Genomic DNA, 13,489 nt, shown 5'->3' with positions numbered 1-13,489 from the left:
TTCGAAAGAGAAAGGGCGGAACCCGAAAGTTCCGCCCCTTTTCATCCTTCAATCTGGCCGAAATCGGCAACAGATCCCATGATGTCGCGGATGCGACTCAACAGTTTCAGGCGGTTTTCCCGCAAGGCCGGGTCATCGGCATTGACGGTCACCTGATCGAAGAAGGCATCAACCGGGGCCCGCAAGGTCGCGAGCGCCGACATGGCCGCTTCAAAATCTTCCTTGGCCAGCAGGTCCTTATAGACCTCGACCCCTTCCAGCGCCTTGACCAGCGCGGTTTCCTCATCCTGCTGGCAGAGCGCCGCATCGGCCTCACCGTCAAAGCTGCGGCCGTCTTTTTTCTCTTCAGCTTTCAGGATGTTGGCGGCCCGGCGATAGGCGGTCAGCAGATTGGCACCATCGTCACTGCCCAGGAACGCGCCCAGCGCCTTCACGCGGGCCAGCAGGCGCACCAGGTCATCCTCACCGCCCAGGGCAAAGACCGCCTGGATATGGTCATGGGCCACACCGTCGGATTTCAAATGGACCTTGAGGCGGTCGGCGAAGAAAGCCAGCAGGTCATCGGCTGCGGCATGTTCGCCCTCCGGCCCCAGGCCCATCTTATACATTTCACTATACAGGCCGATCTGGCGGCGCAGGACCGGTGCCAGATTGACCCGGACGCCATTTTCCAGGATCAGGCGGATAATGCCCAATGCCGCACGACGCAGCGCATAAGGGTCCTTGGACCCGGTCGGCTTTTCATCCATAGCCCAGAAGCCGGAGAGCGTATCCAGCTTTTCCGCCAGCGCCACAGCGACCGAGACCGGCGCGGTCGGGCAGGCATCATTGGGACCGGCCGGGGAATAATGGTCGGCGATGGCATTGGCGACCGCCTCATTCTCACCCTGGTGGATCGCGTAATAGCGGCCCATGATCCCCTGCACTTCCGGGAATTCATAAACCATCTCGGAAACCAGGTCGGCTTTGGACAGCTGGGCCGCACGGCGGGCCTCGGCCTTGTTCGCGCCCTCGATATGATCACACAGCGTTTCCGCCAGCTCTTCCATCCGGGCCACGCGCTCGGCGACAGAGCCCAGCTTGGCATGGAAAATCACCTTGTCCAGTTTGGGCAGGTTGTCTTCCAGACGCTTTTTACGGTCCTGATCCCAGAAAAACTTGGCATCGGCCAAGCGCGCACGCAGCACGCGCTCATTGCCGTTGGCAATAGCCGCCCCGCCGTCTTTCGCCACCATGTTGGAGACCAGCGCAAATTTGGTCGCCATGGAGCCATCGGGATTTTCAAGCGTGAAATATTTCTGGTTGGCGCGCATGGATGAGGTCAGCACCTCGCGCGGCACTTCCATAAATTCCGGATCGATATTCCCGATCAGGACCACCGGATATTCCACCAGGCCGGTCACTTCATCAAGCAATTTTGGATCATCCTTGACGGTCAATCCTTCGGCGCGCACCGCCATGTCGAGCGCAGAGGCGATCATCTCGCGGCGCTTGGCCGGGTCGAGCACCACCTGCTTTTCCAGCAGGCCTTTTTCATAGTCGTCAAAGCTGGTGAAAGTAACCGTGCCATGTGACAGGAAACGGTGGCCTTCGGTCTCATTGCCAAATGCCATCACCCGGCCGCCCATATCCAGGCTGCCGTCCAGAACCGCTCCATTGAAGACCACATTCACCCGGCGCAAGGGCCGGACCCAGCGGAAGGCCTGATCGGCGAAACGCATGCTCTTGGCCCAGGGCAGCTTATTAATGGCGTCCAGAATGATACCCGGCAGCACTTCGGTAGTCGCACGTCCCTTGCGCTCGATCACCGCGAACCAGACAGCGCCCTTCGGCGTTTCGCGCTGCTCACACTGGTCCAGGCTTTCCAGACCGGCGCCGCGCAGGAAACCGGCAACCGCTTGTTCGGGCGCGCCCACTTTCGGGCCTTTGCGTTCATCCCTGACATCCGGCTGGGCCAGCGGCAGGCCCTCGACCACCAGGGTCAGGCGGCGCGGGGTTGAATAGGCGCGGACCGCGTCGAAGGTTAGGTTTTCCGCCTTCAGCCCGGTTTCCACCAGGCCTTTGAAATCATCCGCCGCGCGGGTCTGCATGCCCGCCGGAATCTCTTCGGAGAACAGTTCAATCAGCAATTCAGTCATTGTCTCTTTCCCCCCGCTCACGCGTTTTCATCCAGATGGCCGCGGGCCTTCAAATAGGCCTCCCCGCACATCCGGGCCAGGGCGCGCACCCGACCGATATAGGCCTGGCGCTCGGTGACGGAAATCACGCCACGGGCATCCAGCAGGTTGAAGAGATGGCTGGCTTTCAGGCATTGGTCATAGGCGGGCAGCGAAACACCGCCCTCGACCAGTCTGGCACATTCACGTTCCGCATCCTCGAAATGGCGCAGAACCATGTCGGTATCGGCCAGCTCGAAATTATGCTTGGAATATTCCACTTCCGCCTGGTGATAGACATCGCCATAGGAATAGGTGTCGTTGAATTTCAGATCATAGATATTCTCAACACCCTGGACATACATGGCCAGACGCTCCAGCCCGTAGGTCAGCTCGGTCGAGACCGGGTTGCAGTCAAAGCCACAGACCTGCTGGAAATAAGTGAACTGGCTCACTTCCATGCCGTCACACCAGATTTCCCAGCCAAGGCCCCAGGCGCCAAGCGTCGGGCTTTCCCAGTCATCCTCAACAAAGCGGATATCGTGGTTATTCAGATCGATGCCGATGGCTTCCAGGCTGCCCAGATACAGCTCCTGGCTGTTTTCCGGCGAGGGCTTCATCAGCACCTGATACTGGTAATAATGCTGCAAGCGCATGGGGTTTTCACCATAGCGCCCGTCGGTCGGACGCCGGGACGGCTGAACGTAAGCGGCTTTCCAGTTCTCCGGCCCCAGGGACCGGAGGGTGGTACCCCAATGGAAGGTGCCGGCACCGACCTCCATGTCATAAGGCTGCAGGATCGCGCAGCCCTGGTCAGACCAGTATTTATGGAGATTTAGAATAATCGATTGAAGACTATTGTCGGTTGCCACTGTGCTATGCCTTGGGGCCTTCCGCCCGTATCAAACAAAGCGGGAGGTTTCCCGCCTGCATTATTGGAAAATGTGCGGCGCAAAATAACCAGCGCCCCCTTTCAGGTCAACGGCGGAATCGCGCAAAGCCGCCCTTTTCGTTGGATATATCGCCGATCCGGCCCCCCCTGGTCCATTGTCGTCATTTGAAAAGTCGCAAATGGCCCTTCCGCGGCTTTGCCATAGAGATCCCCGGGTCACGCCCGGGGATGACAGTTTTACAGTTTCGTCATTGCCAGGCCTGACCCGGCAATCCAAGTCACCAGCCAGACATCAGAGTCCATACCACCAGGGGGCAAAGAGACTGAAGGCGAGCCAGCAGATGAGGATCAGCGGCGTGCCGTATTTGATATAGTCGACGAAACGGTAATGGCCGGGTGCCATGACCAGCAGGTTGGTCTGGTAACCCACGGGACTGGCGAAGGAACAGTTGGCGGCAAAGACCACCGCCACGGCAAAAGGTTCCACCGGCAGGTTCAATTCGCGCGCCACCGCCACGGCAATGGGCGTGAACAGGACTGCGGTTGCCTTGGTCGACATGACATTGGCCAGGATCGCCACCAGCAGGAAAAAGGCCGACAGGATGATCGGGCCGCTGGCCCCGCCCAAGGCAACGATCATGCTGTGCGACAAGAAGGCCGCGCCGCCGGTCACTTCCATGGCAACGCCCAGGGACAAGGCCGCCGCGATCAGCATGATGATCTGCGGATCAATCGCCTTAAAGGCCCGTTCCAATGACAAAGCCCCGCCCAGGACCATCACCGCCGCCCCGGCCAGGGCCGCAATCTCGGTCGGCAGGATGCCGGAGCCGGCGCATCCGACGACACCCGCAAAAATCAGGGCCGCGCGCTTGGCATGATAAGGTTTTGGCAGGTTGGAGGAAGACCATTCCATCAACAAAATGTCTTTATTGTTGCGCAGGTCATCCATGCGCTGTTCCTCACCCTGGATCAGCAGGATATCACCCGCCTCCAGCGGCGTTTCCGTCACCCGCGTGCGCTTCATGGAGGACCGGCGCTCGATCCCGATGATCATGGTGTTGGAGGCGCGCTTGAAGTCGATCTGCTTGATGGTCTTGCCCACATAATGGGAATGCGGCTTGACCATGGCTTCGGCCATGGTCTGCTCGCCCTTGTGCCAGGCCTGGGCAATCTGCTTGCGCTCATATTCCTTGGCATTGGCAAGATCCGGGCGCAGCAGGGCCGGATCCTCACCCAGCAATTCCGCCAGCAATTCCCGGGTCGCCGCCACCACCAGGATATCGCTTTCATTCAGGACGATATCGTCATAGGGCGGGAAAAACTGTTCATCATTGCGGATCACCATCAAGACGGTGATTCCCTTCAGGTCCGGGAAAAACCCGCTAACCGAGGCCATGCCATCCAGCTTCGATCCGGCAATCACCTTAACCTGGGCCTGGAACTGTTTGGCGCTGGTGCCACTGGCCTCGCCGTCATAAGTCACCCGGTCCGGCAGGATCAGCGGCTGAACGAACATCACATAGATCAGGCCGACACCGGCCACCACCAGCCCTGGAATCGTGAAAGAGAAAAACTCAAAACCGGGCTCACCCAGCTTAATCAGCGCGGAAGAGACCAGAAGGTTGGTCGAAGACCCGATCAGGGTGGTCATGCCCCCCAGGATGGCCGCGAAACTGAGCGACATCATATAGCGGCTGGACGGCTTGCCGATCTTGGACGCCAGAGCCTGCATGATCGGCACGAAGATCACAACCACTGGAATGTTATTGAGGAAAGCGGAAACCACCACCACCACCAGCAGCGCAATGGCAATCGCCAGGCCAGGCCGCCCCTTGGCGACGGTATGAACAAAGACGGCAACGGAATCCAGAACCCCGGTGCGGGCCAGCCCCTCACCCAGCACCAATAGCGCCAGGACCGTCAGCAGAGCCGGATTGGCAAAACCCGACAACAGCACCTTGGCGGATAACTGGTTGTTGCCATAGGCATCGGGCACCGGAAAAAGATGGAAAAGAACCAGCAGTGAACAGATCACCCAAAAGGATGTCAGTTCCAGTGGCATGGCTTCGGTCGCATAAAGCACGAGCGTGATCAAAATCAGTACATAGACCGCGCCCATCTGGAACATGGCCAAATCGCCAAAGTGCATGTAAACGGCTGCTCCCTTAAATTTCCCTACGCGCCGGAATTCTACGGTCCCGGTTCCTTCCGCTTGATTAGCACCTTAGCACGGCCCTTGGAAATAAAAACAATTTCCAAATTGCTGCACCTCCCCTAGGCCTGCGATGGATCCCGGCGCAAAATCATGATCAGATCCACATGCATTACCATGTCACCCTTGTGATTGATGGTTTCCAAATACCATTTCAATGTGCCGCGGTCCGGCTTTGACGCGCTGGGGCGCACCTCTGTCACCCGGGCCATCACCTGCAGTGCATCTTTCGGATAGACCGGCGCAGTCCAGCGCAATTCATCCATGCCAACCCCGATGATATTGGTCTGCCGGATCAGGCCCAAATCGTAAAACAGGCGGAACGAGAGTGAGAGGGTCTGGAAGCCGCTGGCGATTACCCCGCCAAAAGGCCCGGTTTCCGCCGCCTGATGATCGATATGCATATGCTGGGGATCATACATCATGGCAAAATCCAGGATCTGGCCTTCCGACAGGCTGGCCTTGGCGGTTGTGTAGGCCTGCCCCGCTTCAAACTCATCAAGATATTTGGAATGCATCCCCTCTCCCCATTCAGCTAAATTTAATAGTTCCGGTTTATCATCCGGATATTCTTATCCCAAGCTTAGGCCCGAAACCCATGCGATTCCCAGTAATTTTCGCGGCAGCCCTGGGGATAGCCGCGATCTCCCCGCCCGGACAGGCCCAAGAGGCCTATCGCGGCGTCACCGTGCATTATCCACCCTATATGATTGTGCAAAACCAGGAAATCACCGGGATTGTCACCGATATTGTTCGCGCGGCCTTCCGTAGGGCTGGTGAACCGCTTGAGCTGTTCCATGTGCCGCAGAAACGGGCCCTGACTGAAATCCGGTCGGGCAAATCGCACCTGATGTTCACCCTGTTTTATACCGAAGAGCGCGCCACCTACATGCATTATGCCAAGCAACCGCTCTCCTATGAGGAGATCGTGCTTGCGGTACCGCGGGGCAAGCCCATCCGCTATGACGGAACATTGCAATCGCTTGCGGATCAGGATATCGGCACCCCCATGGGATTCAGCCTCGGCAAGAATATCGATCAGGCCTTCACCGATGGCATGCTGAGAAAGATCGACGTGCCGGACAGTGTTACCGGTATACGCATGTTGGCGCGTAACCGCATTGCCACCATGGCATCCGACCGCCTGACCATCCGCTATCTGTTGAAGACAACCGGCCACCGGGGCCAAGTCACCATCCTGGAACCGCCCCTGAACCGCACACCGGCCTTTATCGGCTACAGCAAGGCGGCCGAAGGCATGCCCGCATTGCGGGACCGGATCGACCAGGCGCTCAAAACCATGTGGGCGGAGCATGAAATTGCCGAAATAATCTCCCGGTATCTGGACTGATTCTAAAAAAGCCAGTGAGATAAGACGAAACGGCCCTCCCTGTTCCTGTTAATCATGGCCGCGATCAGCGTCACATGCTGACATGAGGCTGTCAGCAGTCTGGGCTTAGAAAAGAACGGCATCATAACAGGGGAGGCAATCCGCCATGGCCAAGAAACCAACGGAACTGCGCGCCAGTTTCATCCGTTTCATCGAAGCCCAGCATATGTTTTTCGTCGCCACCGCCGCGCCCACCGGACGGGTCAATCTTTCGCCCAAGGGCATGGACAGCCTGAAAGTCCTGTCGCCAGGTCGTCTCGTCTGGCTCAACCTGTCGGGCAGTGGCAATGAAACAGCGGCCCACATTCTTGAATCGGATCGGATGACCCTGATGTTCTGCGCCTTTGAGGGGATGGCCAAAATCATCCGGGTCTATGGGCAGGCAAAAACCATTCACCCACGCGATGATGCGTGGGAGGAATTGGCCGGACTATTCCCCGCCATGGCAGGTGCCCGGCAGATCTTTGACCTGACAATCGATCTGGTCCAGGTTTCCTGTGGCACCGGCGTGCCGCTGTTTGATTACCAGGGGCAGCGTGGGCCTGAGGAATTAGAGCCCTTCTATGCCAAAATGGGTCCGGATCGGGTCATGGTTTATTGGCGGCGGAAAAACCAAACAAGCGTGGACGGCAGACCCACCGGCATTTTCGATGATTGATCCATCCGCCATCGCACTTGCCAAAACCCCTGTTTTTGTGATCAAAGGCGTTTCATGAGCATGATCACACCCATGGATGACAAAGGCATTGCCGCTGCGGCTAAGGCGCTGCGGGCGGGCGAGCTGGTGGCCTTTCCGACCGAGACCGTTTACGGCCTTGGGGCGGATGCCACCAATGATCATGCGGTGGCCGGGATTTATGAGGCCAAGGGGCGGCCCAGCTTCAATCCTCTGATCGTGCATCTGCCCAGCGCCCGGGAGGTTGCCCGCTATGCGGAGATGACCGAGATCGGGCATAAACTGGCCGACCGTTTCTGGCCGGGGGCCCTGACCCTGGTGCTGCCGCGTCTGAAAAAGGACCGATTGTCAAAGCTGGTCAGTGCCGGTCTGGATACGGTCGCGGTCCGGGTGCCCGCCCATGGCGGGGCGCGTGATCTCTTACGCGTGGCCGACAGGCCCATTGCCGCGCCCAGCGCCAATGCCAGCGGCAGGCTGTCCCCGACGGAAGCAGCCCATGTGGCGGCATCCCTTGGTGAAAAGGTCACCATGATCCTGGATGGCGGCCCCTGCAAGGTTGGGGTTGAAAGCACCATTATTGATGCATCCGGCGACAGGCCCACCCTGCTGCGGCCGGGCGGCATCGCGGTTGAGGCGATTGAGGATTGCTTGGGGGTCACCCTCTTGCGGGCAGCCAGCGACGATCACGCGCCGAAATCGCCCGGCATGCTGTCATCCCATTATGCACCGGGCCTACCGGTCAGGCTGAATGTGACCGAACCAAACGCTGGCGAAGCCTGGTTGGGCCTGGGTGATTGCCCCAGCGCGACCCTTAATCTCAGCCCCTCGGGGGATCTGCGCGAAGCGGCAGCCAACCTATTCATCATGCTGCATCAGCTGGACAATCCGCGCTTTTCCGCCATTGCCATCGCGCCAATCCCGGAAACCGGATTGGGCCTGGCGATAAATGATCGCATACGTCGTGCATCTTACCTATAGGTTAACATGCTTGCCTGTTTTTGTGCGATGCGGTACATCTCCATGAGAATACAGGGAGATGATCATGCCGCCGCATCCGGCGATTGAACAAATCAAACAGATTCTGGGGTCCAAAGGCTGGGCCGACGAAGATGGCATGCTTGCGCCGCATCTGGTGGATTCCAGAGGCAGTTATCAGGGCCGCTGTCTCGGTCTGGCCCTGCCCGCCACGACGGAAGAAGTTTCCCGGATCGTCACCCTATGCGCCCATCACCGGATCCCGATCGTGCCCCAGGGCGGCAATACGGGCCGGGTTGGCGGTGCGACCCCGGACGAAACGGGCACCGCCCTGCTGATCAATCTTTCCCGGATGAATAATATCCTGGAGATCGATCCCGAGGGCCATGCCATCACGGTGGAGGCAGGCTGTATCCTGCAAAATATCCAGCAGGCGGCAGCGGATGCCGACCGTTTCTTCCCCCTCAGCCTGGGCGCGGAGGGTTCCTGCCAGATTGGTGGCAACCTGGCCAGCAATGCGGGCGGTATCAACGTCCTGCGCTATGGCAATACCCGTGATCTGGTTCTTGGACTGGAAGCGGTCATGCCGGACGGACGGGTCATGAACGCACTCACCGCGCTGCGCAAGGACAATACCGGCTATGATCTTAAACATCTTCTGATTGGATCCGAAGGCACGCTTGGCATTATCACCAAAGCGGTCCTGCGGCTGTTCCCCCGCCCGACCAGCCAGGCGACCGCCTTTTGCGCGCTGGACAGCCTGGACTCTGCCGTTGACCTTCTGGGCCGTGCCCGTGCCGACAGCGGTGATGCCGTATCCTCTTTTGAGTTGATCCCGGCCCGGGCGGTCGAATTCGCCTCCCGTCATGTGCCAAACACCCGGCCGCCGCTCGATGATATTCCCGACTGGTGTGTGCTGCTGGAATTTTCCGGCAGCGGCGCGGCCCCATCCACGAACAAGGATCTGGAGAGCTTCTTGGAGGGCGCGTTTGAGGCAGGCCTGATCACGGATGCCATGATCGCACAGAATGAAGGCCAGCGGTCGGACCTCTGGCGTCTGCGCGAAGCCATTGTGGCCGCGCAAAAGCCGGAAGGCGCCTCGATCAAGCATGATATTTCTGTCCCGGTCCAGGCCGTTCCCGCCTTCATCCGCCAGGCCAATGAGGCCGTCACCGAGGCCTGCCCCGGCATCCGCCCCTATCCTTTCGGCCATGTGGGCGATGGCAACATCCATTATAATCTGAGCCAGCCCGAGGGCATGGCCCCCGCCGCATTCAAAGCGAGAGAAGAGGATTTGCACCGGATCGTGTATGACATCACCCAAAGCCTTGGCGGATCGATCAGCGCGGAACACGGAATCGGCCGGAAAAAACGCGATGACCTGGCCCGCTATGGCGATCCGGTGAGCCTGGATCTGATGCGTGCTATCAAGAAAGCGCTCGATCCCGACAATATCATGAATCCCGGCATATTATTGCCGACCGAAACAAACGATAACGACAAGAAACCCATAAGAGAGAACAGGCCATGACCGTCTATAACGCACCGCTGAAAGATCTGCAGTTCATCTATAAGGAAATGGGCATCCTGGAACAGCTCCAGGGCCTGCCCGGCTGTGAAGAGGTCACTGCCGACCTGCTGGATGCGGTGCTGGATGAGGCCTCCAAACTTGCCACCGACGTGATCGCGCCGACCAACGGCCCAGGCGATCGCCAGGGCGCGCAATGGGACAACGGCGTTGTACGGGTGCCCGACGGGTTTGAAGAGGCCTATAAAGCCTATGTGGAAGGCGGCTGGAATTCGGTTCCTTTTGAGCCTGATTACGGTGGCCAGGGCCTGCCCTGGGCGCTTTCTTCCTCGATCCAGGAAATGTGGCAGTCCGCCAATCTGGCCTGGGCGCTCTGCCCGCTGCTGAACCAGGGCGCGGTCGAGGCGATCACCGCCCATGCCAGTGATGATCTCAAAGCCCAATATCTGGAAAAGATGATTTCAGGCGAATGGTCCGGCACCATGAACCTGACCGAGCCGCAGGCCGGATCGGATCTGTCCCTGGTCAAATCACGCGCCGAGCGGGACGGCGACCATTACCGGATCAAGGGACAGAAGATTTTCATCACCTATGGTGAGCATGAGATGACCGGCAACATCATCCATCTGGTGCTGGCCAGGTTGCCCGACGCGCCCGAAGGGGTGAAAGGGATCTCACTCTTCCTGGTGCCGAAATTTCTGCTGAACAACGACGGCACGCCGGGTGAGCGCAATGACCTGCGCTGTGTCTCGATCGAACATAAGCTTGGCATCCATGGCAGCCCGACCTGTGTCATGTCTTATGGCGATAATGAGGGCGCGATCGGCTATCTGGTCGGGGAAGAGAATAAGGGCCTGGCCTGCATGTTCACCATGATGAACAATGCCCGGCTCGCCGTCGGCCAGCAGGGGCTTTCCGTGGCTGAACGTGCCTATCAGCAGGCCGCCGATTTTGCCCGGGAACGCCGCCAGGGCCGCGGCCATGATCCCAAGGCCGGCGCCGCCCCGATCATCGAACATGCCGATGTCAGGCGCATGCTTATGACCATGCGCGCCTATACGGAGGCCATGCGCGCGGTCATCACCGACACCATGTGCCTGATGGATATCTCCAAACGCCATGGCGAAGAAAGCTGGTATGCCTGGGCGACCAGGCGCGTCGGCTTGATGACGCCGGTGATCAAGGGCTGGTTCACGGATCTGGCGGTCGAGCTGACCTCTATGGGCGTGCAGGTTCATGGCGGCATGGGCTTCATCGAGGAAACCGGCGCAGCCCAGCATTTCCGCGATTCGCGCATCCTGCCAATTTATGAAGGCACCAACGGCATCCAGGCCATGGATCTGGTCGGGCGCAAGATAATGTTTGATGACGGCAAGGCGCTGGATGAATATTTGGACGAGGCCCATAGTTTCATCAACCGGCTGAACGGGCTCAGCAACGACGACATCGCGGTGATCCGCAAATATCTGGCCGCCGGGATCGATACTCTGGAACAAGCCGGTGACTGGCTGTTGGAAGAGGGCAAAAAAGACCCGGACGCGGCCGGCGGGGCCGCAGCCTATCTGTTGCGCCTGTTCGGCACGGTGGCGGGTGGCATCATGCTGGCGAAAGCCGCCGTGGTGGCCTGCGCCAAGCTGGAAAGCGGTGAAGGCGACCAAAAGTTTTACGCCGCAAAACTGGCAACCGCGCGCTTTTATGCGGAAAATGTCCTCAGCCAGGCCCCGGCCCTGCTGATCCCGATCACCGAAGGCCACAAGACATTGGCCGCCATCGACGAAGAGATACTATAACAGAATCCATAGGCCCGCCGGGACTTCCAGGCGGGCCTGTTTTCCCTCACAAAAGATTTATTCGTTCGCTTTATTTGTTAACCAGCCGTTATAGGGTATTCCGGTAAACTTGATCCATATGGTAGTCTTTTAAAGGCTTTATAGGGATCAACATGACAGCGCAGCTGGCTCGTTTGACAGTTTATATTTTGCGGGCGCGTCCGCGAGTCTGGTGCCGTGTCACAGCGGGCATGGCGATCTGTGTCCTCATTGCCTTCTTCACCCCCTTCTCCCTTCAGGCACAAGATGCGGTTAACGATCGGCGCGGCAAATGCAAATCCACCGATCTGGTCTTTGTGATCGATGACACCTTCAGTCTGAAAGGCGCGATCTATGACATGAAGCTGGAATCCCAGCGCCTGCTGGATCTATTGGACGAGGTGTCCGGCGGGGATTTCCAGATCGGCCTGGTCACCTTCAAGGATTTCGTTGAAGTGGATGCCGATCTGAACGCTGCGCCGACCCCCGGCGAGAAAAAAGAGGTCGTGCGCCGGATCATCCATGACCTTGCCGCCAGCGCCGGGGCCGCCGGACCGGAAGCCTCGGATGAAGCCCTGCGCACGGTGATTTTCGGCCTGCCCGCCCAGGGCCGGGAACAGACAGGCGATTTCCAGGGGAAATTCACCGCCAGGACCAAGATCATCGTGCTTATCACGGACAATCTGCCCGGCGGTTTTGATGATACCTTCAAGGATGGTGAGGATGACCGCGCCGCGGCAGAGGTCGCCGATGCCGCCTTCAAACGGGATATCCTGATTTCATCCATTTATGTGCCGACCAGCTTTTACGGCCTCATTCCCCGGGTTGAGGATATCATGCGTGATTATGCGCTGATCACCGGGGGCCTGTTTGCCAAGGTCCAGAATTCCGGCCATGGCACGGCGGACGCCATCGCCACCATCATCGATACCTGCGGCCGTCGGCCAATGGTCTGACGATACTATTTCCAAGACAATTGATTGCTTATTATGCACAGGTCCGTAGGATGAACAGGTCAATCAGCCGGGGACAATGTATGTTTTCACGATTAACTGGCTTCCGCATGCTGATATGCGGGATTATCTTTCTCACTGGATGGGGCCAGGCCTTTGCCGCCGACCCGATCAGCCTTGCTTGCACCTCTTTCCCCCCTTTCAAGATCCAAGATGAAACCGGCAGTCGCCTGGGCATTGATGTTGAAGTCACCCGCGAGGCCTTCAAGGAAGTGGGATATTCCGCCAGCTTTGGCTTCTTTCCCTGGAAACGCACACTCAAGATGGCGGAATTAGGCGAAGTGAACGGTTTATGCGGCTGTTCCTACCTGCCGGAACGGGAGGCCGGATTTGTCTTTTCCGATATCCTGGGCATTCACAGCCAGGGGGTCTTTTTAGCCAACCAGGCCATGAACCGCCAGATTGCCAGCCTGGATGATTTGGCCGGCTTGCGGGTTGCCGCTGTCCGGGGCTATGCCGTGGTCAAGGACCTGCAAAATCGCAATATCGAGGTTTTCGAAGCTAATGATGACCGGCAGCTTCTGCGCATGCTGTTGGCCGGGCGCGTGGATGCGGTCTACACCTACCGGGATATCCTGCTGTATAATTATGCGCTCTCCGGCGCCAAGGGCGACATCCATTATTTCGAGATCAACAGCCAGCCTTATTATCTGTGCATGTCGCGCCAGACGGCCAATGCCGAACAGCTGATCCGGGATTTCAACCGTGGCCTGCGCCAGCTGCGCTATGATGGCCGCTACCAGAAGATCTGGGATTCCTACCGCTGAGCATGAAACCTAATTTCAAACGCAAAACGGCCCGTGAGTGCAACACTCGCGGCCCCGGAAATTAAAAGCAAA

At 58.5% G+C, this 13,489-nt stretch carries 11 protein-coding genes; 7 read left to right on the top strand and 4 right to left on the bottom strand.

The annotated features are described in order from the left end of the window. Nucleotides 1-41: 41 nt before the first annotated feature. The 4 genes from glyS to DFP90_RS07205 all read right to left on the bottom strand — a co-directional run bounded on the left by glyS (nucleotide 42) and on the right by DFP90_RS07205 (nucleotide 5,778). On the bottom strand, nucleotides 42-2,138 hold the full coding sequence (gene glyS, locus DFP90_RS07220; protein ID WP_115935789.1) for a glycine--tRNA ligase subunit beta: 2,097 nt from the start codon (nucleotides 2,136-2,138) through the stop codon (nucleotides 42-44). 17 nt (nucleotides 2,139-2,155) lie between these two features. Then, nucleotides 2,156-3,028: a glycine--tRNA ligase subunit alpha gene (locus DFP90_RS07215; RefSeq protein ID WP_115935788.1), complete on the bottom strand. Its 873-nt coding sequence runs from the start codon at nucleotides 3,026-3,028 to the stop codon at nucleotides 2,156-2,158. A 312-nt stretch (nucleotides 3,029-3,340) separates the two neighbouring features. After that, nucleotides 3,341-5,197, bottom strand: a complete 1,857-nt coding sequence (locus tag DFP90_RS07210; RefSeq protein WP_115935787.1) for an SLC13 family permease — start codon at nucleotides 5,195-5,197, stop codon at nucleotides 3,341-3,343. A 125-nt stretch (nucleotides 5,198-5,322) separates the two neighbouring features. Beyond that, complete coding sequence (locus DFP90_RS07205; RefSeq protein ID WP_115935786.1) at nucleotides 5,323-5,778, bottom strand: MaoC/PaaZ C-terminal domain-containing protein; 456 nt, start codon at nucleotides 5,776-5,778, stop codon at nucleotides 5,323-5,325. A gap of 80 nt (nucleotides 5,779-5,858) precedes the next feature. Between DFP90_RS07205 and DFP90_RS07200 the strand changes: the two genes are divergently transcribed. The 7 genes from DFP90_RS07200 to DFP90_RS07170 all read left to right on the top strand — a co-directional run bounded on the left by DFP90_RS07200 (nucleotide 5,859) and on the right by DFP90_RS07170 (nucleotide 13,417). Then, nucleotides 5,859-6,611 carry a substrate-binding periplasmic protein gene (locus tag DFP90_RS07200; RefSeq protein ID WP_115935785.1) on the top strand — a complete coding sequence of 251 codons (753 nt, stop codon included), beginning with the start codon at nucleotides 5,859-5,861 and terminating at the stop codon, nucleotides 6,609-6,611. A gap of 145 nt (nucleotides 6,612-6,756) precedes the next feature. Next, nucleotides 6,757-7,308 (top strand): pyridoxamine 5'-phosphate oxidase family protein, encoded by a 552-nt coding sequence (locus DFP90_RS07195; protein WP_115935784.1) that lies wholly within the window; start codon nucleotides 6,757-6,759, stop codon nucleotides 7,306-7,308. Between the two features lie 54 nt (nucleotides 7,309-7,362). Beyond that, nucleotides 7,363-8,304: an L-threonylcarbamoyladenylate synthase gene (locus tag DFP90_RS07190; RefSeq protein WP_115935783.1), complete on the top strand. Its 942-nt coding sequence runs from the start codon at nucleotides 7,363-7,365 to the stop codon at nucleotides 8,302-8,304. Between the two features lie 64 nt (nucleotides 8,305-8,368). Beyond that, on the top strand, nucleotides 8,369-9,832 hold the full coding sequence (locus tag DFP90_RS07185) for an FAD-binding oxidoreductase (protein ID WP_218044604.1): 1,464 nt from the start codon (nucleotides 8,369-8,371) through the stop codon (nucleotides 9,830-9,832). Then, the gene (locus tag DFP90_RS07180; RefSeq protein ID WP_115935781.1) at nucleotides 9,829-11,619 is read left to right on the top strand and encodes an acyl-CoA dehydrogenase; all 1,791 of its coding nucleotides are present in this window, start codon (nucleotides 9,829-9,831) and stop codon (nucleotides 11,617-11,619) included. Before DFP90_RS07185 ends, DFP90_RS07180 begins: the two co-directional genes overlap by 4 nt. Nucleotides 11,620-11,771: 152 nt before the next feature. Continuing rightward, on the top strand, nucleotides 11,772-12,593 hold the full coding sequence (locus tag DFP90_RS07175; protein WP_115935780.1) for a vWA domain-containing protein: 822 nt from the start codon (nucleotides 11,772-11,774) through the stop codon (nucleotides 12,591-12,593). 80 nt (nucleotides 12,594-12,673) lie between these two features. Beyond that, nucleotides 12,674-13,417, top strand: a complete 744-nt coding sequence (locus DFP90_RS07170) for a substrate-binding periplasmic protein (RefSeq protein ID WP_181905233.1) — start codon at nucleotides 12,674-12,676, stop codon at nucleotides 13,415-13,417. The last annotated feature ends 72 nt before the right edge of the window (nucleotides 13,418-13,489 follow it).

The sequence above is a fragment of the Aestuariispira insulae genome (genome assembly GCF_003385955.1).
GTDB classification, from domain to species: domain Bacteria; phylum Pseudomonadota; class Alphaproteobacteria; order UBA8366; family Aestuariispiraceae; genus Aestuariispira; species Aestuariispira insulae.
The sequence above is the reverse complement of the archived record's forward strand: the minus strand, read 5'-3'. Positions and strand labels throughout refer to the sequence as shown.

Excerpts from the sequence above, each read along its gene's own strand:
- DFP90_RS07210 (WP_115935787.1), bottom strand. The coding sequence starts at position 5,197 with ATGCACTTTGGCGATTTGGCCATGTTCCAGATGGGCGCGGTCTATGTA.
- DFP90_RS07185 (WP_218044604.1), top strand. The coding sequence starts at position 8,369 with ATGCCGCCGCATCCGGCGATTGAACAAATCAAACAGATTCTGGGGTCC.
- DFP90_RS07200 (WP_115935785.1), top strand. The coding sequence starts at position 5,859 with ATGCGATTCCCAGTAATTTTCGCGGCAGCCCTGGGGATAGCCGCGATC.
- glyS (WP_115935789.1), bottom strand. The coding sequence starts at position 2,138 with ATGACTGAATTGCTGATTGAACTGTTCTCCGAAGAGATTCCGGCGGGC.
- DFP90_RS07170 (WP_181905233.1), top strand. The coding sequence starts at position 12,674 with ATGTTTTCACGATTAACTGGCTTCCGCATGCTGATATGCGGGATTATC.
- DFP90_RS07205 (WP_115935786.1), bottom strand. The coding sequence starts at position 5,778 with ATGCATTCCAAATATCTTGATGAGTTTGAAGCGGGGCAGGCCTACACA.
- DFP90_RS07195 (WP_115935784.1), top strand. The coding sequence starts at position 6,757 with ATGGCCAAGAAACCAACGGAACTGCGCGCCAGTTTCATCCGTTTCATC.
- DFP90_RS07175 (WP_115935780.1), top strand. The coding sequence starts at position 11,772 with ATGACAGCGCAGCTGGCTCGTTTGACAGTTTATATTTTGCGGGCGCGT.
- DFP90_RS07190 (WP_115935783.1), top strand. The coding sequence starts at position 7,363 with ATGAGCATGATCACACCCATGGATGACAAAGGCATTGCCGCTGCGGCT.
- DFP90_RS07180 (WP_115935781.1), top strand. The coding sequence starts at position 9,829 with ATGACCGTCTATAACGCACCGCTGAAAGATCTGCAGTTCATCTATAAG.